General features: G+C 68.7%; 19 protein-coding genes. 5 read left to right on the forward strand and 14 right to left on the reverse strand.

The window, feature by feature from the left end; genetic code table 11:
• Positions 1-113 precede the first annotated feature (113 nt).
• Positions 114-1,265, reverse strand: a complete 1,152-nt coding sequence (locus ABWV20_RS08175; RefSeq protein WP_353354446.1) for an acyl-CoA dehydrogenase family protein — start codon at positions 1,263-1,265, stop codon at positions 114-116.
• Positions 1,266-1,414: 149 nt separating this feature from the next.
• Here ABWV20_RS08175 and ABWV20_RS08180 point away from each other — a divergent pair, with 149 nt between their 5' ends.
• Positions 1,415-2,167 (forward strand): SDR family NAD(P)-dependent oxidoreductase, encoded by a 753-nt coding sequence (locus ABWV20_RS08180; RefSeq protein ID WP_353354448.1) that lies wholly within the window; start codon positions 1,415-1,417, stop codon positions 2,165-2,167.
• A gap of 114 nt (positions 2,168-2,281) precedes the next feature.
• On the opposite strand, the gene ABWV20_RS08185 is transcribed toward ABWV20_RS08180, so the two are convergent.
• The 7 genes from ABWV20_RS08185 to ABWV20_RS08215 all read right to left on the reverse strand — a co-directional run bounded on the left by ABWV20_RS08185 (position 2,282) and on the right by ABWV20_RS08215 (position 8,998).
• A complete protein-coding gene (locus ABWV20_RS08185; protein ID WP_353354449.1) occupies positions 2,282-2,419 on the reverse strand; it encodes a hypothetical protein in 138 nt (45 codons plus the stop codon).
• 44 nt (positions 2,420-2,463) lie between these two features.
• Positions 2,464-3,297, reverse strand: a complete 834-nt coding sequence (locus ABWV20_RS08190) for an enoyl-CoA hydratase/isomerase family protein (RefSeq protein ID WP_353354451.1) — start codon at positions 3,295-3,297, stop codon at positions 2,464-2,466.
• An 11-nt stretch (positions 3,298-3,308) separates the two neighbouring features.
• Positions 3,309-4,508, reverse strand: a complete 1,200-nt coding sequence (gene pcaF / locus ABWV20_RS08195) for a 3-oxoadipyl-CoA thiolase (protein WP_353354453.1) — start codon at positions 4,506-4,508, stop codon at positions 3,309-3,311.
• Positions 4,505-6,136: an AMP-binding protein gene (locus tag ABWV20_RS08200; protein WP_353354455.1), complete on the reverse strand. Its 1,632-nt coding sequence runs from the start codon at positions 6,134-6,136 to the stop codon at positions 4,505-4,507. The genes pcaF and ABWV20_RS08200 overlap by 4 nt, the downstream gene beginning before the upstream one ends.
• Positions 6,137-6,198: 62 nt before the next feature.
• On the reverse strand, positions 6,199-6,945 hold the full coding sequence (locus tag ABWV20_RS08205) for an SDR family NAD(P)-dependent oxidoreductase (protein ID WP_353354457.1): 747 nt from the start codon (positions 6,943-6,945) through the stop codon (positions 6,199-6,201).
• 51 nt (positions 6,946-6,996) lie between these two features.
• The gene (locus ABWV20_RS08210) at positions 6,997-8,148 is read right to left on the reverse strand and encodes an acyl-CoA dehydrogenase family protein (RefSeq protein WP_353354459.1); all 1,152 of its coding nucleotides are present in this window, start codon (positions 8,146-8,148) and stop codon (positions 6,997-6,999) included.
• Between the two features lie 52 nt (positions 8,149-8,200).
• The gene (locus tag ABWV20_RS08215) at positions 8,201-8,998 is read right to left on the reverse strand and encodes an enoyl-CoA hydratase-related protein (RefSeq protein ID WP_353354461.1); all 798 of its coding nucleotides are present in this window, start codon (positions 8,996-8,998) and stop codon (positions 8,201-8,203) included.
• A 131-nt stretch (positions 8,999-9,129) separates the two neighbouring features.
• Here ABWV20_RS08215 and ABWV20_RS08220 point away from each other — a divergent pair, with 131 nt between their 5' ends.
• Positions 9,130-9,747 carry a TetR/AcrR family transcriptional regulator gene (locus tag ABWV20_RS08220; protein ID WP_353354462.1) on the forward strand — a complete coding sequence of 206 codons (618 nt, stop codon included), beginning with the start codon at positions 9,130-9,132 and terminating at the stop codon, positions 9,745-9,747.
• 204 nt (positions 9,748-9,951) lie between these two features.
• On the opposite strand, the gene narI is transcribed toward ABWV20_RS08220, so the two are convergent.
• From narI to ABWV20_RS08245, 5 genes are read right to left on the reverse strand one after another with little or no spacing between them, the layout of a single operon-like run.
• The gene (gene narI, locus ABWV20_RS08225) at positions 9,952-10,701 is read right to left on the reverse strand and encodes a respiratory nitrate reductase subunit gamma (protein WP_353354464.1); all 750 of its coding nucleotides are present in this window, start codon (positions 10,699-10,701) and stop codon (positions 9,952-9,954) included.
• On the reverse strand, positions 10,698-11,474 hold the full coding sequence (gene narJ, locus ABWV20_RS08230) for a nitrate reductase molybdenum cofactor assembly chaperone (RefSeq protein WP_353354466.1): 777 nt from the start codon (positions 11,472-11,474) through the stop codon (positions 10,698-10,700). Before narJ ends, narI begins: the two co-directional genes overlap by 4 nt.
• A complete protein-coding gene (gene narH, locus ABWV20_RS08235; RefSeq protein WP_353354468.1) occupies positions 11,471-13,126 on the reverse strand; it encodes a nitrate reductase subunit beta in 1,656 nt (551 codons plus the stop codon). Before narH ends, narJ begins: the two co-directional genes overlap by 4 nt.
• 27 nt (positions 13,127-13,153) lie before the next feature.
• Positions 13,154-16,864, reverse strand: a complete 3,711-nt coding sequence (locus ABWV20_RS08240; RefSeq protein WP_353354470.1) for a nitrate reductase subunit alpha — start codon at positions 16,862-16,864, stop codon at positions 13,154-13,156.
• Positions 16,861-17,658 carry a helix-turn-helix transcriptional regulator gene (locus ABWV20_RS08245; RefSeq protein WP_353354472.1) on the reverse strand — a complete coding sequence of 266 codons (798 nt, stop codon included), beginning with the start codon at positions 17,656-17,658 and terminating at the stop codon, positions 16,861-16,863. Before ABWV20_RS08245 ends, ABWV20_RS08240 begins: the two co-directional genes overlap by 4 nt.
• A 358-nt stretch (positions 17,659-18,016) precedes the next feature.
• Between ABWV20_RS08245 and ABWV20_RS08250 the strand changes: the two genes are divergently transcribed.
• Positions 18,017-19,453 carry an MFS transporter gene (locus tag ABWV20_RS08250; RefSeq protein ID WP_353354474.1) on the forward strand — a complete coding sequence of 479 codons (1,437 nt, stop codon included), beginning with the start codon at positions 18,017-18,019 and terminating at the stop codon, positions 19,451-19,453.
• Positions 19,450-20,844 (forward strand): MFS transporter, encoded by a 1,395-nt coding sequence (locus tag ABWV20_RS08255; RefSeq protein WP_353354476.1) that lies wholly within the window; start codon positions 19,450-19,452, stop codon positions 20,842-20,844. The genes ABWV20_RS08250 and ABWV20_RS08255 overlap by 4 nt, the downstream gene beginning before the upstream one ends.
• Positions 20,845-21,002: 158 nt before the next feature.
• Here the strand turns inward: ABWV20_RS08255 and ABWV20_RS08260 are convergent, their stop codons facing one another.
• On the reverse strand, positions 21,003-21,821 hold the full coding sequence (locus ABWV20_RS08260) for a crotonase/enoyl-CoA hydratase family protein (protein WP_353354477.1): 819 nt from the start codon (positions 21,819-21,821) through the stop codon (positions 21,003-21,005).
• A 146-nt stretch (positions 21,822-21,967) separates the two neighbouring features.
• On the opposite strand from ABWV20_RS08260, the gene ABWV20_RS08265 reads away from it, so the two are divergent.
• Positions 21,968-23,509, forward strand: coding sequence for a Re/Si-specific NAD(P)(+) transhydrogenase subunit alpha (locus tag ABWV20_RS08265; protein WP_353354478.1), 1,542 nt, complete (start codon positions 21,968-21,970; stop codon positions 23,507-23,509).

Consider the following 23,509-nt stretch of genomic DNA (forward strand, 5'->3'; position numbering starts at 1 on the left):
ACGCGGCGTTCGAGAACCCGGACCGATGCCGTATGCCGCTCAGCCAGCTCCCGAGGCCACGTGACCTCGCGAGCCAGCCCAGCGGCATACGGCATCGTCGTGGGCGCCGGTGATCAGAGGAAGGCGCTGATGCCCGTCTCGGCGCGACCGATGAGGAGCTTCTGGATCTGGCTGGTGCCTTCGTAGAGCGTCATGACGCGGGCGTCGCGCATGTACTTCTGCACCGGGTACTCGTCGACGTAGCCGTAGCCACCGAAGGCCTGCAGGGCGCCGTTGGCCGCGCGGACAGCCGCTTCGGAGGCGAAGTACTTGGCCTTGGAGGCCTCGATGCCGAACGGCTCACCACGCTCGATGAGATCGGCTGCGCGCCACGTGAGCAGGCGGGCCGCGTCGACGTCGACCGAGATGTCCGCGATGATGTCCTGGATCAGCTGGAAGGACGCGATCGGGCGGCCGAACTGCTTGCGCTCGGTCGTGTACTTCACGACCTCCTCGAGGCAGCCCTGGATGATGCCGGTGCAGCCGGCGCCGACCGACACGCGGCCCTTGTCGAGCGAGTGCATGGCGATCTTGAAGCCCTCGCCCTCGTCGCCGAGTCGCGCAGACTCGGGCACTCGCACGTCGGTGAGGAAGATCTCGGCCGTGGCCTGACCGCGCAGACCCAGCTTGCCGTGGATCTCGCGGGCCTCGAAGCCCGGGGTGTCGGTCGGCACGAGGAAGGCCGAGACGCCCTTGGGCCCGTCCCCTCCGGTGCGCGCGAAGACGAGGCAGACATCGGCCCAGGTGCCGTTGGTGATGAAGATCTTCTGGCCGTTGAGCACGTAGTCGGAGCCGTCACGTCGGGCCCGGGTCTTGAGGCTGCCGGGGTCGGAGCCGTTGTCCGGCTCGGTGAGGCCGAAGCACCCGAGGAGCGTGCCGTTGGCGATGCCCGGGAGGTACTGCTGCTTCTGCTCCTCGGTTCCGTGGGACAGGATCACCTTGCCCACCAAGCCCATCGAGACCGACACGATGCCGCGAACCGACGAGTCGGCTCGGCCGAGCTCCTCCATGCCGATGCAGTACGTGATGTAGTCGCCGCCGAGGCCGCCGTACTCCTCCGGGATCGTCAGGCCGAAGAACCCGATCTCGCCGAGCTTGGGGATGATCGCCGTGTCGACGGACTCCCGCCGATCCCACTCGGCTCGGTGCGGGACGACCTCCTTGTCGAGGAACTCGCGAGCGAGCGCCTTGAAGCCGAGCTGGTCCTCGTTGAGGGACAGGTCCATCGCTCCTCCTGAACTGCATTGCACGCCGGTGGGCATTCATGCGAAAATGAATGGACGTTCATTCAAAAGGTAGGCCCCGAGCCGCACCTCGTCAAGGGGTCTGTGCTCGTGATCTCGTCAGCACGACCGTTCGAAGGAGAGCGCCGCCGATGCGACATGCGACCGCCCTGGTCACCGGGGCCACATCTGGGTTGGGGTTGGCCACGGCCAAGGCACTGGTCGCGCGGGGGTACACGCTGATCGGCGTCGACCGCGACGCTCCCGCCCCCAGTGAGGGGGCGGCAGAGGACGGCATCATCCAGGTCGCGGCGGACGTCACCGACGAGGACCAGATGGCGGCGGCCGTCGGGGTGGCGACCGACCGTGGTCCGCTCCGGCTCACCGTCTGCTGCGCCGGCATCTCGGCATCTGGTCGCATCCTCGGTCGGAGCGGCCCCCACCCACTCGAGCGCTTCCGGGCCGCCGTCGAGGTCAACCTGGTCGGCACCTTCAACACCATGCGGCTCGCAGCGGAGGCGATGGCGCAGAACCCCGTCGAGGATGACGAGCGCGGAGCCATCGTCCTGACCTCCAGCGTGACAGCCTACGACGGCCAGGTCGGCCAGATCGCCTATGCCGCGAGTAAGGCCGGCGTCGCGGGGATGACGCTGCCGGCGGCACGAGACCTCGGGCGGACGAGGATCAGGGTCGTGGCCATCGCCCCCGGGACCTTCGAGACGCCGATGCTGGCCGGACTGACGCCCCAGGCCCGCGAGGCGCTCGCTGCGCAGATCCCGCATCCCAGCCGGCCGGGGGTGCCGGAGGAGTTCGCGGCCCTGGTGTGCCACATCGCCGAGAACCGGATGCTCAACGGCGAGGTGATCCGGCTCGACGGGGCGCTGCGGATGCCGTACCTGCCCTGACCCGGACCGATCGCTCGGAGCCAGGTCAGGGGCAGGTACAGGGCAGGTACACGGGCAGGTACAGGGGCAGCGAGTCCGTGCCGCCGGCGTCGCTCGTCGTGTCGGACGAGCTGCTCACATGGAGCAGTCGGAGTCCCCGACCGGTCGGAATGCCTCTTCGGCGGGGATGGTGGAGACGATCTTCTCGAAGTCCTCGTCGGTCTTGACCTCGTCCTTCGCCTTGACCTCGGCGAGGTAGACGTCGTGGATCACGGCGCGGCCCAGGGGCGGAGGTGAGCAGGGGTCGGGGGTGCCGGTCAGCGGCCGGTGAACTGCGCAGGTCGCTTGGCCAGGAAGGCGGCGGTGCCTTCGGCCTTGTCCTGGCTCTCGTAGAGGACGGCTTGGGCGAGCCGCTCGACGACCTGGCCGGTCCGCTGGTCGGCGTCCATGCCGGCCCGGATGACGAGCTTCGCGAGCCGGGTGGCGAGCGGCCCTCGGGCGAGGATGGTCGCTGCGGTGGCGCGGGCTCTGCTGAGCAGCTCGTCGGCCGGGGTCACGGCGGTGACGAGCCCGATCCGCTCGGCCTCAGCGGCCTCGACCATCCGCCCGGTGAGGATCAGCTCGATGGCACGGCCGGTCCCGACGAGGCGCCCGAGGCGCTGGGTGCCACCGGCGCCGGGGAGCACCGACAGGGCGGTCTCGGGGAGGCCGAACCGTGCTGTCTCCGAGGCGATCCGGATATCGCAGGCCATCGCGATCTCGCAGCCGCCCCCCAGGGCGAAGCCGTTGACGGCGGCGATGGTCGGCTTGGGGAAGTCCTCGACGAGGTCGAACAGCCGCTGGAGGTCCGAGGCGAGAGCGGTCTCCTTGGTGTAGCCGGCGACCTGGGAGATGTCGGCCCCGGCGATGAAGGCCTTGGGCCCGGCGCCGGTGAGGACGACCGCACCGACCGAGTCGTCGGCACGGGCCGCCTCGAGGACCGCCCGAAGCTCGAGCTGGACCTGTCGGTTGATCGCGTTGCGCACGTCCGGGCGGTTGAACGTCACGAGGAGGACGCCGTCCGTGACCTCCGTGAGGAGCGTCTCGGAGGGGCCGTATGCCGCTGGGCCGGCTTCCATGGCCGGGTTCCCCGATGCTGTGGTGGAGTTCATGGCGCGGCCGTTCAGACCGACTCGAGGAGGAGGGCCGCGCCCTGGCCGACACCGACGCACATCGTGGCGATGGCTCGGCGCGCGCCGCGGTCGGCGAGCTCGATGGCGGCGGTCAGGGCGAGTCGGGCGCCGCTCATGCCGAGCGGGTGGCCGAGGGCGATGGCACCGCCGTTGGGGTTGACGTGGTCGGCGTCGTCCGGAAGCCCCAGGGCGCGCAGCACGGCGAGGGACTGTGAGGCGAAGGCCTCGTTCAGCTCGAAGAGGTCGATGTCGCCCACGTCCAGCCCGGTGCGCGACAGCAGGGCCTTGACCGCAGGGTCGGGCCCGATGCCCATGACGCGTGGCTCGACGCCCACCGACAGCGACGAGGTGATCCGGGCGAGTGGCGTCAGGCCGTACTGCTCGACCGCGCTCTCGGAGGCGATGAGCAGTGCGGCCGCGCCGTCGTTCACGCCGGAGGCGTTGCCCGCGGTGACGCTGCCGCCGGGGAAGATCGGCCGCAGGCCCGCGAGGGCCTCGAGTGACGTCTCGCGTGGGTGCTCGTCGGTGTCGACGACCGTGACGGCGCCCTTGCGACCGGGCACCTCGACGGGCGCGATCTCCCGAGCGAGCCGGCCGGATGCGATCGCCTCGGCGGCCCGCTCCTGCGAGCGCAGGGCGAAGGCGTCCTGGTCCTCGCGGGAGACGTCGTACTCGTCGGCGACGATCTGGGCCGTGCCCGGCATGGAGTCGGTGCCGTACCGCTCCTCCATGCGTGGGTTGACGAACCGCCAGCCGATCGTCGTGTCGTGCACCTCGGCGCGACGGGACCAGGCGGCGTCGGACTTCGGCATGACGAGCGGGGCGCGGGTCATGCTCTCCACCCCGCCGGCGATCACCAGGTCCGCGTCACCCGCCCGGATCGCCCGGGCGGCAGCGCCGACGGCGTCGAGGCCGGATGCGCACAGGCGGTTGACCGTCAGGCCGGGGACCTGGACGGGCAGGCCAGCGAGCAGCCCCGCCATCCGGGCGACGTTGCGGTTGTCCTCTCCAGCCTGGTTGGCGCAGCCGAGGATGACGTCGTCGACCCGCCCCCAGTCCAGGGCCGGGAAGCGCTCGACGAGGGACGAGACGACGTGGGCAGCCAGGTCATCGGTTCGGACGGGAGCGAGCCCACCGGCATACCGGCCGATGGGGGTGCGCACCCCGGCGACGAGGTAGGCGGTGCTCATGGCGTCGCCTCGAAACGCTCGCGGAGGTGGAACTTCTGGATCTTGCCGCTCGGGGTCCGAGGCAGGTCGTCCATGAGCATGACCTCCTCCGGCCAGTACTGCTTGGCCACGCCCTTGCCGCGCAGGTAGTCACGCAGCCGCTCGAGGTCGTAGGGCTCGACTCCCGGCTTGAGCACGAGACACGCGCAGGCCCGCTCCTGCAACCGAGGGTCGGGGATGGCCACGACGGCGACGGCCGCGAAGTCGGGGTTCTCGTAGAGGACGTTCTCGACGTAGGCGACCGGGATGTTCTCCCCGCCCCGGATGATGATGTCCTTCGTCCGGCCCGAGATGCTGAGATAGCCGTCCTCGTCGATGGCCCCCAGGTCCCCGGTGTCGAACCAGCCGTCCTCGGTGTACAGCTCCCGCGTCATCTCGATGCGCTTGAGGTAGCCGACGAAGAGGAAGGGGCCGCGGACCTGGATCCGGCCCTCCGCGCCGACCGGGACGGGGACGTTCGTCGCGTCGACGGTGCGAACCTCCATGCCCGGCAGCGGGTAGCCGTCGGTGGTGGAGATCTTCTCCGGCGAGTCCCCGGGGATGCCGATGGTGATGAGGCAGTTCTCCGTCTGGCCCCACCCGCCGAGCACGGACATCTGGGGCAGCCGCTCGGCTGCCTCGCGGACGATGGCCCGCGGGATGGGAGCGCCCATGCAGCAGAAGTGCGTCAGGGACTCGAGCGCACTCGTGTCCTCGGGCAGGTTGTTGAGCAGGTCGTGGACGAAGGGGGTGGCGCCGGAGGTGTAGGTGATCCGGTGAGCCGCGACGAGCTCGACGAAGCGTCCGACGTCCCAGACGTCCTGGATCACGGCGGTGAGGCCGTACTGGATCGGCAGCCGCATGCCGTACTCGAAGCCGGTGAGGTGGGCGAACGTCGAGGCCATGTGGATCACGGTCGAGTCGCTGAAGCCCATCCGCTCGTCGAGCGGCAGGTTGGCGCCGATGAGCGTGTTGTGGGTGTGCATCACGCCCTTCGGCTCGCCGGTGGTGCCGGACGTGAAGATGAGCAGCGTGACCTCGTTCGGGTCGGGTCGCAGGGCCGGCAGCTCGGCCGGGTCGCGCCGCTCCTCCCACGGCGTGGCCATGAACTCCTCCCACGAGTCCGGCGCCTCGGGGCTTCCCACGACGAGGACCTTCTCGAGGTGCGGCCAGTCGCCCCGGAGGCTCTCCACCATGGCCGGGTAGTCGAACCCGCGGAAGGTGCGGGGCACGACGATGAGCTTGGACTCGGACAGCTCCACCATGAAGCCGACCTCACGCTCCCGGTAGATCGGGATGAGGGGGTTGTTGACCGCCCCGATCCGGGACAGCGCGAGGTGCAGGACCACCGACTCGATCCAGTTCGGCAGCTGGAACGACATGACGTCGCCGGGCTCGATGCCGAGCTCGAGCAGCCCGAGAGCACAGCGGTCCGTCTCTCGCCGCAGCTCGGCATAGGTGACCTGCCGGCGGGAGTCGATGACCGCGACCTTGTCGGGGGAGCGCTCGGCCCACTCGTCCAGGTAGTCGGTGATGGTGCGGTTCACCCAGTAGCCGGCGGAGGTGTACTCCTCGATCTTGTCCGGCGTCAGGATCGTTTCGAAGGACATCGTCGTCGCCTCGTCTTTCGGTCGCGTTGGGTGGGGTCGGTTGGTCTGTCGGGGTTCGAGGGTCAGGACATCGTCAGGCCGCCGCTGACGCTCAGCGTCTGGCCCGTCACGTAGACGGAGTCGTCTGACGCGAAGTAGGCGACCGCGCCCGCGACGTCGTCCGGCTGGCCGAGGCGGCGCAGCGGGATGGCCTTGGTCAGGGCGTCGCGCAGGCCCTGGTTGTCGCCGGCGAACTCGGCGAACAGCTGCGTGTCGGACGGGCCCGGGCAGACGACGTTGACGCGGACCTGCTTACGGGCCAGCTCCCGCGCGATCGACTTGGTGAAGGCGATGACGCCGCCCTTGGCGGCGGAGTAGACCGCTTCCCCGGACGAGCCGACCCGGCCGGCGTCCGAGCTGATGTTGATGACGGAGCCGGAGCCCTGCTCGGCCATGACGGGCAGCACGGCCTTGGAGGTGTTGAGCACGCCGTAGAGGTTGATCCCGATGATCTTCGGCCAGAGGTCCTGCTCGAGGTCGAGGAACGGCGCGGCCTTGTCCCAGCCGGCGTTGTTGACGAGGACGTCGATGCGTCCGAACCGGTCCCGCACGTCGGCGACCATCGCCTCGACGGAGGCCTGGTCCGACACGTCACAGCCGAGCCCCACGGCGGAGCCCCCGAGCTCGGTGGCGGCCTGCTGGGCGCCCTCGGCGTTGACGTCGGTGACGACGACCACGGCGCCCTCGGCGGCGAGCCGCTCGGCGATGCCGCGGCCGAGACCGCGGGCGGCGCCCGTGACGATGGCGATCTTGCCTTCAAGCCTGTTCATGGTGGTTCCTTCGAGAAGTGAGATGGGGTATGCCGCTGGGCTTGGTCCGCGTCAGGGGGCGTACTTCCGGCCCAGCAGGTTTCGTGAGATGACGAGCTTGGAGACCTGGGCCGTGCCGTCGCCGATCTCGAGGCCGATGACGTCGCGCAGGCGCTGGCCCACCTTGTGCTCCGAGGAGTAGCCGATGTGCCCGATGGTCAGGAGGCACTGGTGGATGACGTCGGCGGCGAGCTTGGGGGCCCAGAACTTCGCCATGGCGGCCTCAGCACTGTGCTCCTGGTCGTTGTCCTTGCGCCACAGCGCCTCGAAGCACACGTGGCGGGCACCCTTGAGGTAGGTCGCTGCCTCGGCGAGCGGGAACGACACTCCTTGGAAGGTGCCGATCGGGGCGCCGAAGGCCTCGCGGTCCCGGGACCACTGGAGCGCCTCGTCGAGGCTGGCCTGCGCCGCGCCGATGCAGAGCAGGCCGATGATGGCCCGGGAGTAGTCGAAGCCCTGCATGACCGAGACGAAGCCGGCACCCTCCTCGCCGATGAGGTCGCCCCGGCTGACCGGGGTGCCGTCGAAGTGGAGGCTCGCCCGGCCGATGGCTCGGCTGCCGAGGTCGTCGAAGGCGCTGCGGCTCACCGACGGGTGGTGCAGGTCGACCCAGAAGGCGCTGACGCCACGGGCCCCCGGACCGCCGGTCCGGGCCAGGACGACCGCGCGGTCCGAGGCCATGCCCAGGGTGATCGACGTCTTCTCGCCGTGCAGCGTCCAGCCCGAGCCGTCAGCGGTGGCCGTGGCCTTGAGCTCGAGACTGGCGGCGTCGGTGCCGTGGCCCGGCTCGGTGATGCAGATGCACGGGACCGTCTCGCCCGAGGCGATGCCGGGGAGCCAGTCAGCCTTCTGCTCGTCGGTGGCGTTACGGACGATGATGTCGCTGATCAGCGCGGTGTTGATGATGAGGTAGCCGGCGTTGAAGTCCTCCCGGCCGACCTCCTCGGCGGCAATGCCGGCGATGACCGCGGTCGCCTCCTGTCCGCCGTACTCCTCGGGGATGCGCAGGCCGGTCAGGCCCATGGCCGCCATGTCGAGGGCGAGCTGCCGACGGAACTCGGCCGCCTTGTCGTCGGACTGGTAGTGCGGGGCGAGCGTCTTGACGGCGAACTTGCGCACCTCGTGGGCGTACGTCTCCTGGTCTTCGTCGAACGCGTAGTGCATCAGGTTCCTTCGTGGCTCAGTGCGGGTGGGGTCCGGCCGGGTCTGTCGGAGCTCAGTGCCAGCTGACCTTGCTGGCGAAGTCGGGCTTGCGCTTCTCCGCGAAGGCGGCAGCGCCTTCCTTGCCCTCGTCGGAGGCGACGAAGAGGTCCAGCGCGGTCATCGCCATGTTGGAGAAGCCGGCCTGGTGGTCGGTGTCCGCGTTGAAGGACTGCTTGAGGAACTTGATCGCGGTCGGGCTCTTGTCGGCGATCTCGGCCGCCCAGGACTTCGCCTCGCTGAGCAGCTCGGCTGCCGGGACGACCTTGTTGACGAGGTTCATGGCCAGCGCCTCCTGGGCGTCGTAGATCCGGCACCAGTACCAGATCTCCCGGGCCTTCTTCTCACCGACGACCCGGGCGAGGTAGGCGGAGCCGAAGCCGGCGTCGAAGGAGCCGACCTTGGGGCCGGCCTGTCCGAAACGGGCGGTGTCGGCGGCGATCGTGACGTCGCAGAGGACGTGCAGGACGTGGCCACCGCCGACGGCCACGCCGTTGACGGCCGCGATGACGGGCTTGGGGATGTCGCGAATGAGCTTGTGCAGGTAGCCGATCTCGAACATGCCGGACTCGCTGGGGCCGTAGTCCCCGGTCTCGGCGCGCTGCTTCACGTCGCCGCCGGTGCAGAAGGCCTTCTCGCCGGCGCCGGTGAGGATGACGGACCGCACGGCGTGGTCGGCCCAGGCGCTGCGGAAGGCCTTGATCAGCTCGTCGACCGTCTTGGCCCGGAAGGCGTTGTAGCGATCGGGGCGGTTGATGGTGACGATCGCGGCACTGTCCTCGACGACGTAGGTGATGTCCTCGTAGTTGCTCATTCGCCTGCTCCGTTGCTTGTTGAATGGACGTTCATTCATTAATGTAGGCAGTAGATGCGAACCCCGTCAATGGTCCGGCGGGGTTCGGCGGCAAATGCCCAGCGGCTTCGGCCGGCGAGGAGGAGCGACACGTGGCGAGCGGAGGACCGCGCCAGGAGCGGATGCAGCGTCGCCGGGCCGAGATCATCCACGCGGCGATCGAGCTGTTCCAGGAGCTCGGCTACCACTCGGCCACGACCCATCAGGTCGCCGAGCGGGCAGGCTTGAGCGTGGGGCTGATCTACCAGTACTTCGGCAACAAGGAGGACCTGCTGCGCGCCGTGATCGTCGACATCCTCGGGGAGTTCCGCGACCGGATCCCGCTCGCGATGGAGGCTGCCGGGCCGGACCCGGTGGCCCGCCTCCGCGCCGGCTACCGCGCCTATGTGGCCGTCATCGACGAGAACCGCAACGGTGCGCTCCTGACCTACCGGGAGGGCCTGACGCTCTCGCCCGACGGGCGCGAGGAGATCAAGAAGCTCGAGATCGAGACGGCGGCCCCGCTTCGCGACCTCATCCTCGACGGGATCGCGTCAGGCGACTTCGTCGACGTCGACGCCGAGCTCGTCGTCCACAACCTCGTCCTCAGCGCGCAGGGCTGGGCGTTGAAGCACTGGCGACTCGCGAAGACCTACGACGTCGACACGTACGCCGACCGCCAGCTGGACCTGCTCCTGCGTGCGATCCACCCCGCCCCCGCCCCCGCCTGATCGAAAGAGCGATTCGCGACATCGACAAGCGGGCCTGCGCCGGCCCTGACTCGATTGGCCCCTCGGTCCACCGGCGGATCTGTGGATCGAGGGGCCACTCGAGTCTGGGGTGGAGGGGTCAGCGGCACCCGGGGGAGATGAGGGGCAGGCTCAGGAGGACGTCGCAGTCCGCCGGGGCCTCGCCGGGCCACCGCGCCGGCTCGGTCACGGCACGCGTTCCCATCCGCGGCCCGGGGCGCGAGACCCCACGCCAGTGCCCTCGCGCTCGTCCTTGCTCCGGTAGACGATGTACGGGCGGGTGATGTAGCCGAGCGGTGCCGAGAACACATGCACGAGTCGGGTGAACGGCCACAGCGCGAAGAGGAAGAACGCCACGATGGCGTGCAGCTGGAAGCCGAGCGGGATGCCCGTCATCAGCTCGGGGTCGGGCTGGCCGTAGAAGATCTGCCGGAACCAGACGGACACGCTCTCGCGGTAGTTGAACGAGTGGCCCTCGCTCCCACCCAGGCCGAAGATGCTCGACGCGATGGTGTTCCACATCCCGAGGACGATGACGAGCGCGAGGAAGAAGTACATCGTCTTGTCCATCGGCGTCGTCGCCGAGAACACCGGTCCGACGGTGCGCCGGCGGTAGATGAGGATGACCAGGCCGACGATGACCATGATCCCGGAGATCATCCCGCCGATGACCGCGATCCAGTGGTACGCCGTCTCGCTGAGACCGACGGCATCGGTCCACGACTGCGGGATGACGAGGCCGATGATGTGCCCGCCGACGACCCCGAGCAGCCCGAAGTGGAAGAGCGGGCTGCCCCAGCGCAGCATGCGCGACTCATAGAGCTGCGAGCTGCGAGTCGTCCAACCGAACTTGTCGTAGCGGTAGCGCCACCAGTGCCCGACGACGAAGATGGCCAGGCAGATGTACGGGAAGATCACCCAGAGGAACGTGCTCATGAAGGGGCTCCTACGCGGATCGTGCTGCCGAGAGAAACTGATTCACCCACGCGGGTCGTCGAGGGATCGCCGGAGGACGGAACCCCCGGCGGCATGCTGAGCGGCTGACGTGGCCCCTCGCTGAGGCGGGGGTCGAGCGCGTACCCGTCGAGACCGACCTCCTCCTGCGGTGGGCCGGCTTCCACGAGGCGAGCCACGGCCGCGAGGCCGTCACCGTCGAGCTCGGGCAGCGTGGCCCGGAGGGCCTCGACGACCGCGGCCCAGGGCGACTCGCGGTCCTGCAGGGCGATCTGGAGCATCTCGATGCCCGCGCGGTAGTCACCGAGCAGCTTCCACGCCGAGGCCGCGTCCGCCGTCGCACCGAACTCGAGGACGACGCCGAGGTGGTCGGGCAGCTCGTTCGCCGACAGCTCCACGCCGGCCCGCTGGTACGCCTGCTTGAACTGGACCAGGGCCACCCCGCGGCGCCGCGTGTCACCGTACGAGAAGTAGGTGAGGTACAGACAGCACTTGCGGGTGTGGTCGAACGTCTCCACGTAGTCGCGTTGGACCTCCTCCAGGGGCTGGGAGGCCACGTGGTCGAGGAAGGAGGTCAGCGGCATACGGACTGGGTCGGGGAGCGGAGCGATGGCCGCGCGGACGAGCTCGAGGCGGCCGCCGGACTCCTCGGTGGGATAGTCGAGCAGCAGGGAGACCGCCTGCCAGGCGACCCGGAGCTGGGCGTCCGGCAACCGCGGTGACTGCGACTTGGCAGCGCGACGGAACGGGTTCATCGGTCATCCTGCTTCTTGCGGTGGGGGAAGAGCCCGCGCGGCGCACCCTTGCCGTCCCAGTTGAGCAGGTTGACCCGGCCCCGTTTCGACCCGCCGGCGACGAGCTGGTCGGAGGTCTGGCGCTCCTGCAGAGCCTGAAAGGTCTCTGCAGCGACCGGGGTGAGCGGGCCGGAGCTCTCGCCGAAGACCCCGCTCTCCTCGTCGGAGTAGAGGTCGACCGGGCACTCGGTGGCGAGCTCCTCGAGCCCGTGGGCCTGCTCCGCGTGGGCGGACGGGATGACGTAGCGCTCGTCGTACTTTGCCAGGGCGAGCAGCCGGAACATCTCGTACATCGACTCGCCGTCCATGCCGACCGCCTCGGCGATGGACTCGTCCGGGTCGCCGCCGAGGTTGATGTCGCGCATGAAGGAACGCATCGCCGCGAGCCTGCGCAGGACCGAGTTGACCGGCGCGACGTCACCTGCGGTGAAGAGGTTGGCGAGGTACTCGACCGGGATCCGGAGCGCCTCGATCGCGGCGAACAGGTTGCCCTGGTCCTCCGCGTCGTGGCCGGTGTCCCGCACCACGTCGACGACCGGCGACAGCGGCGGGATGTACCAGACCATCGGCATGGTGCGGTACTCCGGGTGGAGCGGCAGGGCCACCTTGTAGTCCTGGATCAGCCGGCGAACCGGCGAGATCTTGGCCGCCTCGATCCAGTCCAGCGGGATGCCGGCCTGCTCGGCCGCGCGGGCGACCTCCGGGTCGTTCGGGTCGAGGAAGACGCTGCGCTGGGCCTCGTAGAGGTCGTGGTCGTTCTCGACCGACGCCGCCTCGAGCACCTTGTCGGCGTCATAGAGCATGAGGCCGATGTAGCGCAGGCGCCCGACGCACGTCTCGGCACACACCGTGGGGATGCCAACCTCGATGCGCGGGTAGCAGAACGTGCACTTCTCGGCCTTGCCGGTCTTGTGGTTGAAGTAGACCTTCTTGTAGGGGCAGCCGGAGACGCACATCCGCCAGCCACGGCACTTGTCCTGGTCGACGAGGACGATGCCGTCCTCGCTGCGCTTGTAGATGGCACCACTGGGGCAGCTCGCGGCGCAGCTCGGGTTGAGGCAGTGCTCGCAGATCCGGGGCAGGTAGAACATGAAGGTCTGCTCGAACTCGAACGTGACCTTGTCCTCGATGCCCTTGAGCATCGGGTCCTTGGCCGCGTGCTCGAGGCTGCCGCCGAGGTCGTCGTCCCAGTTGGCCGACCAGCGGATGTTCATGTCCTTGCCGGTGATGAGCGACTTCGGCTTGGCCACCGGGAAGGTGGTCGTCGTCGGCGAGTTGAGCAGCGTGGCGTAGTCGTACGTCCACGGCTCGTAGTAGTCCTGGATCGACGGGAGCTTGGGGTTGGAGAAGATCGTCGCGAGCTTCTTCCACCGGCCTCCCGCCTTGAGCGTCAGGCGACCGTTGGACGTGCGGACCCAGCCGCCCTGCCACGTCTCCTGGTCCTCGTAGGTGCGCGGGTAGCCGAGACCCGGGCGGGTCTCGACGTTGTTGAACCAGACGTACTCCGTGCCGGACCGGTTGGTCCACGCCTGCTTGCACGTGACGGAGCACGTGTGGCAGCCGATGCACTTGTCGAGGTTCATCACCATCGCCATCTGGGCCATGATCTTCATTGCTGTGCGTCCTCCGCTGGAGATGGGTCAGTACTCGACGGGTGCCTGGCGGCGGCGGATCATCGTCACTTCGTCCCGGTTGTTGCCGATCGGGCCGATGTAGTTGAAGAAGTAAGCCAGCTGGGCGTAGCCGCCGACGATGTGGTTGGGCTTGAGGAGGATTCGCGTCAGGCTGTTGTGGATGCCGCCGCGCTTGCGGTCCCGCTCCGTCAGGGGGACGTCGATGAGCCGGTCCTGCGCGTGGTGCATGTAGACGGTGCCCTCGGGCATCCGGTGGCTGACGATGGCGCGGGCCGCGACGACGCCGTTGCGGTTGACCATCTCGATCCAGTCGTTGTCCCTGACCCCGATCTTCGCGGCATCCCGGTCGCTGAGCCACACGGACTGGCCGCCGCGCGAGAGGGAGAGCATGAAGAGGTTGTCCTGGTACTCCGAGTGGATCGACCACTTGTTGTGCGGCGTGAGGTAGCGGACCGACACGCCGAGCTCGTTCTGCTCACCGATGGGGCTCTCGCCGAAGAGCGTCGTCATGTTGAGCGGCGGCCGGTAGACCGGCAGCGCCTCGCCCATGCCGAGGAACCAGTCGTGGTCGACGTAGAACTGCTGTCGGCCCGTCAGCGTGTGGAACGGCTTGCTCCGCTCGATGTTGATGGTGAAGGGGCTGTAGCGGCGGCCACCCGACTCCGAGCCAGACCACTCCGGCGACGTGATGACCGGGACAGGGGCGACCTGGGTGTCGGCGAAGGTGATCTGCTTGCCCTCGTGCTCGGCAGCGAGATCCGCGAGCTGGGTCCCCGTGCGCTTCTCCAGGAACTTGAAGCCCTGGGTGGCGAGGTGGCCGTTGGACACGCCGGCGAGGTGGAGCATGGCGTCCGCCATCTGGACGTCCGTCTCGACCTTCGGCTGCCCGTTGCCCGCCCCGCCCCGCGTCACGCCGTTACGAACCCGGAGGATGTCGATCTCCCGCTTGACGTCGTAGGCGACGCCCTTGGTCAGCATGCCGACCTTCTCCAGGAGGGGGCCGATCGAGGTCATCTTGTCGTAGATCGCGGTGTAGTCCCGCTCGGCGACGGCGATGACCGGGAGCGTCTTGCCGGGCACCGGCTCGCACTCACCCGCTCGCCAGTCCTTGACGACACCGTGCACGGTGGCCATGGCCTCCGGCGTGTCGTGCCAGAGCGGCTTGGCGACGACGTCCCTGCGGGTGCCGAGGTGCTCGACGGCGAGGTCGCTGAACTTCTTGGCGATGACCTTCCAGGTGTCCCAGTCGGACTTGGTCTGCCACGGCGGGTTGATCGCCGGGTTGAACGAGTGGATGAACGGGTGCATGTCCGTCGTGCTGAGGTCGTGCTTCTCGTACCACGTGGCGGCCGGAAGGACGACGTCGCTGAAGATCGTCGAGCTCGTCATGCGGAAGTCGATCGTCATGAGCAGGTCGAGCTTGCCCTCACGGGCCTCGTCCGCCCAGCGGATCGTCGACGGACGCTGGTCCTCGCCGGCCTCGTCAGCCGTGGCTGCGCTGTCGGTGCCGAGCAGGTGGCGCAGGAAGTACTCGTTGCCCTTGGCGGAGCTGCCGAGCAGGTTGGAGCGCCACAGCGACAGCACCCGCGGGTAGTTGTTCTCGGCCTCAGGGTCCTCGACGGCGAAGTGGAGGTTGCCCTCCTTCAGCTGCTGTGCGACGTAGGCGGGCGGCTCCATCCCGGCCGCCGCAGCGTCGTCGGCGAGGTCGAGCGAGCTGCGGTCGAAAGTCGGGTAGCTCGGGGTCCAGCCGAGCCGGACCGACTGGGCGAGCAGGTCCATGACGGCCTTGCCGGCGAAGATTCCCGTGCCCGAGTCGAGGTCGTCCGCGGTGAACGTGTCGTAGCGGTACTGCGAGGTGTGGACGTACCAGTAGGCCGTCTGGTTCATGTGCCGTGGCGGCCGGTGCCAGTCGAGGGCGAACGCCATGTGCTGGAAGCCCATGATCGGTCGGATCTTCTCCTGGCCCACGTAGTGCGCCCAGCCGCCGCCGTTGCGGCCCTGGCAGCCGGTGATCGTCGTGAGCAGCAGGATCGCGCGGTAGATCTGGTCGCTGTGGAACCAGTGGTTGGTCCCGGCCCCGAGCAGGATCATGCCGCGGCCGTTGGTGTCGATGGCGTTGTGGGCCCACTCGCGGGCCAGGCGAGTCACCTGCTCGGCCGGGACCGACGTGTGCTCCTCCTGCCACGCGGGCGTCGCGGGGACACTCGGGTCCTCGTAGCCGGTGGGCCAGTGGCCCGGCAGGCCCTCGCGGGCGACGCCGTACTGGGCGAGGAGCAGGTCCATGACGGTCGTGACCAGGCGGTCGCCGACCCGCCGCACCGGCACGCCGCGGCGCTGGTAGGAGACCCGGCCATCGGTCGTGTCGAAGCGCGGAAGGGTCACCTCGACGGCCTCGTCGTGGGTGCCGTGGAGGGTGAGGGCGGGGTCGATGTCACCGAGCTCGAGGTTCCACTTGCCGAGCCCCTCCTCGCCGTAGCGGTCCCCGATCGACCCGTTGGGGATGGCGATCTCGCCGGTCCGCGAGTTGACGACGGCCGGCTTCCACATGGCGTTCTCGGAGTCGGACTTCGGTCCGCCGTCGAGGTCGCCCGCGACGAGGTACTTGCCGGGTCGGTAGGTGCCGTCGGCGTCGGCGACGAGGCTGATGAGGTTGGGCAGGTCGGTGAACCGCTTGTTGTAGTCGACGAAGAACGGCACCTGCTGGTCGACGAAGAACTCCTTGAGGATGACGTGCCCCATCGCCATCGCGAGCGCGCCGTCGGTGCCCGGGGCCGAGGTGACCCACTCGTCGGCGAACTTGACGTTCTCGGCGTAGTCGGGCGCCACCGCGACGACCTTCTGGCCGCGGTAGCGGGCCTCGGTCATCCAGTGGGCGTCCGGGGTGCGGGTCATCGGGACGTTCGAGCCCCACATGATGAGGTAGCCGGCATCCCACCAGTCGCCTGACTCGGGGACGTCGGTCTGGTCACCGAACATCTGCGGTGAGGCGTTGGGCAGGTCGGCGTACCAGTCGTAGAAGGAGAGCATCGGCGCACCGATGAGCTCGAGGAAGCGGGCGCCCGATGCGTAGGAGACCGGCGACATGGCCGGGATCGGCGAGAAGCCGGCGATGCGGTCGGGGCCGAAGCGCTTGACGGTGTAGACGTGGGCCGCCGCGACGATCTCGCTGACCTCTTCCCAGGTGGCGCGGACGAGGCCCCCCTTGCCCCGGGCCTTCTTGTAGCGCTGCGACTTCTCCGGGTCCTCGATGATGGAGCCCCAGGCCAGCACCGGGTCACCGCCGTGCGCTGACTTGGCGGCTCGGAACATCTCGAGCAGGACGCCGCGGACGTAGGGGTAGCGCACCCGCGTGGGGGAGTAGGTGTACCAGCTGAACGCGGCACCGCGGGGGCACCCGCGCGGCTCGTAGTCGGGCCGGTCGGCGCCCGGGCTGGGGTAGTCGGTCTGCTGCGCCTCCCACGTGATGATGCCGTCCTTGACGTACACCTTCCACGAGCAGGAACCGGTGCAGTTGACGCCATGGGTGGAACGCACGACCTTGTCGTGGCTCCAGCGGTCACGGTAGAAGGAGTCGCCGGCGCGCCCGCCCTTGGCCTCCATGCTGCGCTTGTCCTCGGACACCGTCGCCTTGGTGAAGAACCGGCGAGTTCCGACGAGGGCCTCGCTCAAGGGGCCGTCGAGCCCCGTCTCGGTGAGGCCGGTCGGGGAGGCGTTCATGAGTGATCTCCTTGTCGAGGCGGGTGGTTGAGCGAGGCGGGATGCTCGAAGCTCGAGTTGGTGGTCAGGGCGGCGATGCAGAGGCTGGGCGCGACGAACGGGGTGAGGCCGACCTCGGTCGAGTCCTCGCCCAGGGCCTCGAGGACCCCCCGGATCAACCCGCGGTGGATGCCACAGACGACAGCCGTGTTGTCCTTGGCGAGGGGCAGGAAGGGGCAGTCGTGCAGGGCGACCCGGGCGGTGCGCCCGTCGTTGGTCGTCGACACCTCGGGGCTGTAGCCCCACTCGCGCAGCAGGTCGACCATCTGGCCGATCTTGCCGAGCCACTGCCCCGGGGAGCGGGCCGGCAGCTGGCCGATGAGCCCGCCGTGGCCGTCGAAGACGTGCCGCCGGCCCCACCGGGCGCCGGCCTCCTCAGGGGTGTTCGGCATCTCCTCGCCACCTGAGCTGAGTGTCTGCACGAGCAGCTCGGTCAGCAGGCGGTAGGACTGGTCGGAGGTGACCCGGCCGAGGGAGCCCTGCTCGATCGCGTAGAGCTTGCGCGGGCGTCCGGCCTCCTTGCGGCGCTGGAACTGGGACCGGAGCAGCCCGGCTGAGACGAGCTGGTCGAGGTGGAACCGGACCGTCGTCACGTGCAGGCCGAGCCGGTTCGCCAGGTCCTGTGCCCGCAGACCGGGATGCGGGATGACGGCGCCGGTCTCGGGGTCGACGCCCGTCGGCAGGTTGGCCAGGGTGTCGACGATCGTCCGGCGAACGGGTGAGCCCAGCAGATCGGTGCCGGCACTGGCGTTCACACTCGCGGTTTGTGCCACAACGCACGCCCTTCTCAATTAGCGAACATCTTCATGACGTAATTTAGAGGAACGCCGTTCCTCAATCTAAGCACGTTTGCCCGGAGTCGGCGCTGGGGGATTGCGCGGAGTTCCGTCATCGAGCGGGACGCGTTGCGTTCCGGCGGCCGATCGCCCACTTCCTCGTATTGTGAGGGGAGTCGCGTCCCGGCAACTTGCATGCGAGGCAATCTACTACGTACGGTAGTTGACCGTCGACCCAGGGGTGGAGAATGATGGGCCGACGGATTGAAGGGGTCGACCATCCCTCAAATGCTGCCCAGTTAAAACGGATTCATTCCGCCAAATAGACGGAGACGAGATGAGCGGCTCATCTGCAGGGCCCTCGGGAGCAACCCGGGTCCTGGTCATGTCGACGACGGCCTTCACCGTGATGTTCGCGGTGTGGATGATGTTCGGCATCCTTGGCATCCCCATCCGGAAGGAGCTCGGCCTCACTGACGTCGAGCTGGCCTGGATCTCGGCGGTGGCCATTCTCAACGGGTCGATGTGGCGCCTCCCCGCCGGGATGCTCACCGACCGGATCGGTGGCCGCAAGGTCACCATCGCGATGCTCTTCGCGACGGCCGTCCCGGCCTACTTCGTGTCCCAGGCGACGAGCTACCTCATGCTGCTCGTGCTGGCCTTCCTCGTGGGCTTTGCGGGCAACCTGTTCTCCGTGGGCATCGCGTGGAATGCCGCCTGGTATCCCCGCGATCGCCAGGGCTTTGCCCTCGGTGTATTCGGCGCCGGCAACGTCGGTGCCTCCGTGACCAAGTTCATCGGACCGGCCATCATCACGGGCACGGCGGGCGCCACCTACATCTTCGGGGTCGACGGGGGCTGGCGGCTCGTGCCGGCCATCTACGCCGTCCTCCTCGTCGCGATCGCCGTGCTGACCTGGGTGGTCACGCCCCACCACGACAGGATGCCGGGCCGGAGCCAGCCGGTCGCCGCGATGCTGACGCCCCTCAAGGACATTAGGGTGTGGCGGTTCGGCTTCTACTACGTCGCCGTCTTCGGCGCCTACGTCGCCCTCTCGGTCTGGTTGCCCAAGTACTACGTCGACAACTTCGGCGTGGACCTGTGGACCGCGGCCCTGCTCACGGCGACGTTCATCTTCCCCGCCTCGTTGCTCCGCCCCCTCGGCGGCTGGTTCAGCGACAAGTTCGGCGCTCGGCGCGGCATGTACTTCACCTTCACCGTCATGCTCGTGACGAGTGGTCTGCTGATGATGCCCAACGGTCACCTCGTCGTTCAGCAGGCGGACGGGACCCAGACCGAGCACTGGAACTACACCATGGGGCTCGTGCCCTTCGTGGTCCTCGTCTTCCTCCTCGGCTGCGCGATGGGCATCGGCAAGGCCGCCGTCTACAAGCACATCCCGGAGTACTTCCCGAGGAGCGTCGGCGCCGTGGGTGGTCTCGTCGGGATGCTCGGCGGCCTCGGCGGCTTCTTCCTGCCGCCGCTGTTCGCCTACACGAAGGAGTGGCTCGGATTCGCGTCGAGCACGTTCCTCGTCATCTTCCTGCTGACGCTCGCGTGCGCCTTCTGGATGCACTGGACCGTCGTGCACATGCTCCACCACGGCGCGCCACACCTGTCCGCCTACTTCGAGCCGCCACCGCCGCACAACCCGCTGGTCGAGGCGGCGCACACCCCAGCCAGCACCCCCGAGTCCAGCCCTGAGTCCACCCCTGAGTCCACCAACACGTCCCGCACGGACGCCGACAAGCAAGCGACGGAGGCTCGCGCATGACCACCAAGACCGCACCCGCCAAGGGGGAGTGGCTCCAGTCCTGGGATCCCGAGAACGAGGCGACCTGGGACAAGCGCCTCGCGTGGAAGACGCTGTGGGTCACCACGTTCTGCCTCACCCTCGCGTTCATCGCGTGGTTCCTGCCGAGCGCGATCATCCCCAAGCTCAACCTGCTCGGCTATGAGTTCACCAAGAGCCAGCTCTACTGGATGGCGGCCATGCCGGGTCTGGCCGCCGGTCTGCTGCGCCTGGTCTGGATGGTGCTGCCGCCCATCATGGGGACCCGCAAGATGGTGTCCCTGACCTCGCTGCTGCTCATCGCCTCGACGCTCGGCTGGGGTGTCCGCGTGCAGAGCCCGACGGCTCCGTACTGGGAGCTGATGGTTCTTGCGTTCCTCGCCGGCATCGGCGGCGGGGCGTTCTCGGGCTTCATGCCGAGCACCTCGTACTTCTTCCCCCGGCGGATGCAGGGCACCGCCCTCGGCCTGCAGGCGGGCATCGGCAACTTCGGTGTGTCGATCGTCCAGCTCCTCACGCCGTACCTCATCGCCATCGGCGCGCTCGGCATCTTCGGCGGCAGCCAGATGCTCGAGATGCCGGGGCAGCCGACGCAGGAGGTCTGGTACCAGAACGCCGCCTTCGTGTGGATCCCCCTGATGATCGTCGGCGCGATCCTCGCCTGGACGATGCTCAAGTCGGTCCCGATCAAGGCGAACATCCGCCAGCAGTTCGACATCTTCAGCAACCAGGACACCTGGTGGATGACGCTGCTCTACATCATGACCTTCGGCACGTTCTCCGGTCTGTCGGCGCAGTTCGGCCTGCTCATGGCCAACCTCTACGGCATCGGCAACGACGAGATCGTCCAGGGGGCCGGGGCCTCGGCCACGCTGCTCATCGACGGCTACTCGGTGCCAGACGTCGTCAAGTTCGTCTTCCTCGGCCCGCTCGTCGGCGCCGGTGCCCGCGTGCTCTTCTCCCCGCTCACCGACCGGATGGGCGGCGCGAAGTGGTCGCTCGTCTCCGCGCTCGGACTCATCGCGTCGATCGCCTACACCATCCCGGCGCTCTCGCCCGACACCTCGTCGGCCGCCGCGCTCGATGCCGGCTTCAACCGGTTCCTCGGGGGCATGCTGGCGATCTTCCTGTTCAGCGGGATCGGCAACGCGTCGACGTTCAAGCAGATGCCGATGATCTTCGAGCGCCGGCAGGCGGGCGGGGTGATCGGGTGGACGGCTGCCATCGCCGCGTTCGGCCCGTTCCTCTTCGGCGTCGGCCTGACGATCATGTCGCCCACGATGTTCTACCTCCTCGGCATCGCCTGGGCGGTCATGTGCACGGCCATCATCTGGTGGCGCTACGCCCGTCCGGGTGCTCCCAAGCCCGGCTGAGCTCCACCCATCACGCCGTATGCCGCTGGGCTCGTCCCGCACGAGCCCAGCGGTCCCGATCCTTCCGCGCCCATCGAGAGAGCAGTTCGCGACATGTGTCGTCCCCCGCGATGCCCCACCCGCTCGACGGGTCGTGGGGCGCTCTGTCGGTCCGGGCGTCAGCGCTTGCGCCGCGGACCGAAGTCGGCGGTTTCCTTCGCGAACGCAGCCCGCTGTGCCCGTCGCGTGTTCGGTGTCCGCATCAGGAGCCGGAGCTGCTCGGCGCGCTCCCTGGCGAACGTCCGCCGCGGCCCGGTCGACCAGGTCCCGTCGAAGAGCCGCTTTGCAGCGGCGACGGCGTCGGGCGAACGGGTCACGATCTCGGCGATGAGGTCCTCTGCGGCGCTCACTGGGTCGTCGGCGAGGCCGGTGGCGAGCCCGATGGACGCGGCCTCCTCGCCGGAGACCACCGCTCCCGTCATGGTGAGGCGCTTCGCCACGTCGAGGCCCACCACCTCGGTCAGGCTCTGGATCCCGGACATGTCGGGGATGAGACCCCACTTGGCCTCGAGGACCGACCACTGTGCATCAGGCGTGGTGAACCGGAAGTCAGCGCCGAGGGCGATCTGCAGTCCACCGCCGAAGCAGTGGCCGTGGACGGCGGCCACCACCGGCAACGGCAGTCTCCGCCAGGCCCAGCACGCCTCCTGGAACGTGTTCGTGCCGAGCCACGGACGGGGGACGAACGCGGTTGCGATGGCCCGAGGACTCTTCAGCACGGTGGCGAAGTCCAGTCCGGCGCAGAAGGACTCACCCGTTCCCGACAGGATCACAGCCCGGAGCGAGCGGTCGTTGCGGAGCCGACGGGCGGTCCCGGCCAGGGCTCCGAGCATCTCGAGCGTGAGACCGTTGAGCTTCTCGGGACGGTTCAGGGTGACCCGCGCGATGCCGGCCTCGACGGTGCAGGAAAGATGGGCGGCGGACGAGTCGCTCGACATGTTACGCAGCGTAAGGCAACCCTGCGTCGTGCCCATCCGGGCACGGTGTCCCGGGGTTGTGATTTGAGTGGCACTGCCTGCGGGGCCGTTGACCCTGTGCCATAGGTTGCTTGAGGCAGTATCGCTCTTGGATAGAAGGAGCAGTTGTGCAAATCGGCGTTCCCCGTGAGACGCGGCCGCGCGAGACCCGCGTCGCCGCCACCCCAAAGACGGTCGCCCAGCTGATCGGGCTCGGGTACGAAGTCGTCGTCGAGCGCGGAGCCGGTGTCGGCGCGAGCTTCGACGATGCCTCGTACGCCGCGGCCGGCGCGCGCGTCGTCGACGCGGCGGAGGCGTGGGGCTCCGACATCGTCCACAAGGTCAATGCGCCCTCCGACGCGGAGATCGCGACGCTGCGCCCGGGCGCGGTCCTGGTCAGCGTGATGGCGCCGGCGCTCAACCCTGAGCTGGTCGAGCAGCTGCGCGCGGCTGGTGTCACCGCGATGGCGATGGACGCCGTGCCGCGCATCAGTCGGGCACAGTCACTCGACGTGCTCTCCTCGATGGCCAACATCGCCGGCTACCGCGCTGTCGTCGAGGCGGCTCACGAGTTCGGCTCGTTCTTCACCGGGCAGGTGACTGCCGCAGGCAAGGTCCCCCCCGCGAAGGTGCTCGTCGTTGGCGCCGGGGTCGCTGGACTTGCCGCAATCGGCACAGCCGGCAGCCTCGGCGCCATTGTTCGTGCCACCGATGCGCGGCCCGAGGTGGCCGAGCAGGTCGAGTCGATGGGGGGCGAGTTCCTCCAGGTCCAGGTGGGTGAGCTGCAGGCGAGCAGTGACGGCTACGCCCGCGAGATGGGAGAGGACTACAACCGCAAGGCCGCTGAGCTCTACGCGGAGCAGTGCAAGGACGTCGACATCATCATCACGACGGCCCTCATCCCCGGCAAGCCGGCGCCTCGTCTGATCACGGGGGAGATGGTCGCGACGATGCGGGCCGGCTCCGTCATCGTCGACATGGCTGCGGCCAACGGCGGCAACGTCGAGGGGTCCGTCGCGGACGAGCTCGTCGTCACCGACAACGGCGTCAAGATCATCGGCTACACCGACCTCGCGGGCCGACTGCCCACGCAGGCGAGCCAGCTCTACGGCACGAACCTCGTCAACCTGATGAAGCTGTTGACGCCGGGCAAGGACGGCCAGCTCGTGGCCGACCTCGAGGATGTCGTGGTGCGTGGCATGACGGTCGCCCGAGAGGGCGAGCTGCTGTGGCCGCCACCACCGATCCAGGTCTCTGCCGCCCCGGCCCCGGTGGCTGCTGCACCTCCAGTTCCCAAGGAACCGCCACCGCCACCGAACCCGAACCGCAAGTTCGTGATGATGGGGATCGGGGCGGCGGTGTTCGCCCTCATCGCGGCGTTCTCCCCGGCGAGCTTCCTGGCGCACTTCACCGTCTTCGCGCTGGCCGTCGTCGTCGGTTTCTACGTCATCGGCAACGTGCACCACGCGCTGCACACCCCGCTGATGTCGGTGACCAACGCGATCAGCGGGATCATCGTCGTCGGTGCGCTGATCCAGCTGGGGGTGTCCGAGTCGACCGAGGTCGCCATCCTCGCCCTGGCGTTCGTCGCGACGCTCGTCGCCAGCATCAACATCTTCGGTGGCTTCCTCGTGACCCGCCGCATGCTCACCATGTTCCGGAAGGGCTGA

Source organism: Intrasporangium sp. DVR, from assembly GCF_040365325.1.
In the GTDB taxonomy this organism is placed as follows: Bacteria; Actinomycetota; Actinomycetes; order Actinomycetales; family Dermatophilaceae; genus Intrasporangium.

Coding starts and splice junctions, on each gene's coding strand:
- ABWV20_RS08175 (WP_353354446.1), bottom strand. CDS start 1,265: ATGGACCTGTCCCTCAACGAGGACCAGCTCGGCTTCAAGGCGCTCGCT.
- ABWV20_RS08180 (WP_353354448.1), top strand. CDS start 1,415: ATGCGACATGCGACCGCCCTGGTCACCGGGGCCACATCTGGGTTGGGG.
- ABWV20_RS08190 (WP_353354451.1), bottom strand. CDS start 3,297: ATGAACTCCACCACAGCATCGGGGAACCCGGCCATGGAAGCCGGCCCA.
- pcaF (WP_353354453.1), bottom strand. CDS start 4,508: ATGAGCACCGCCTACCTCGTCGCCGGGGTGCGCACCCCCATCGGCCGG.
- ABWV20_RS08200 (WP_353354455.1), bottom strand. CDS start 6,136: ATGTCCTTCGAAACGATCCTGACGCCGGACAAGATCGAGGAGTACACC.
- ABWV20_RS08205 (WP_353354457.1), bottom strand. CDS start 6,945: ATGAACAGGCTTGAAGGCAAGATCGCCATCGTCACGGGCGCCGCCCGC.
- ABWV20_RS08210 (WP_353354459.1), bottom strand. CDS start 8,148: ATGCACTACGCGTTCGACGAAGACCAGGAGACGTACGCCCACGAGGTG.
- ABWV20_RS08215 (WP_353354461.1), bottom strand. CDS start 8,998: ATGAGCAACTACGAGGACATCACCTACGTCGTCGAGGACAGTGCCGCG.
- narI (WP_353354464.1), bottom strand. CDS start 10,701: ATGAGCACGTTCCTCTGGGTGATCTTCCCGTACATCTGCCTGGCCATC.
- narJ (WP_353354466.1), bottom strand. CDS start 11,474: ATGAACCCGTTCCGTCGCGCTGCCAAGTCGCAGTCACCGCGGTTGCCG.
- narH (WP_353354468.1), bottom strand. CDS start 13,126: ATGAAGATCATGGCCCAGATGGCGATGGTGATGAACCTCGACAAGTGC.
- ABWV20_RS08240 (WP_353354470.1), bottom strand. CDS start 16,864: ATGAACGCCTCCCCGACCGGCCTCACCGAGACGGGGCTCGACGGCCCC.
- ABWV20_RS08250 (WP_353354474.1), top strand. CDS start 18,017: ATGAGCGGCTCATCTGCAGGGCCCTCGGGAGCAACCCGGGTCCTGGTC.
- ABWV20_RS08255 (WP_353354476.1), top strand. CDS start 19,450: ATGACCACCAAGACCGCACCCGCCAAGGGGGAGTGGCTCCAGTCCTGG.
- ABWV20_RS08260 (WP_353354477.1), bottom strand. CDS start 21,821: ATGTCGAGCGACTCGTCCGCCGCCCATCTTTCCTGCACCGTCGAGGCC.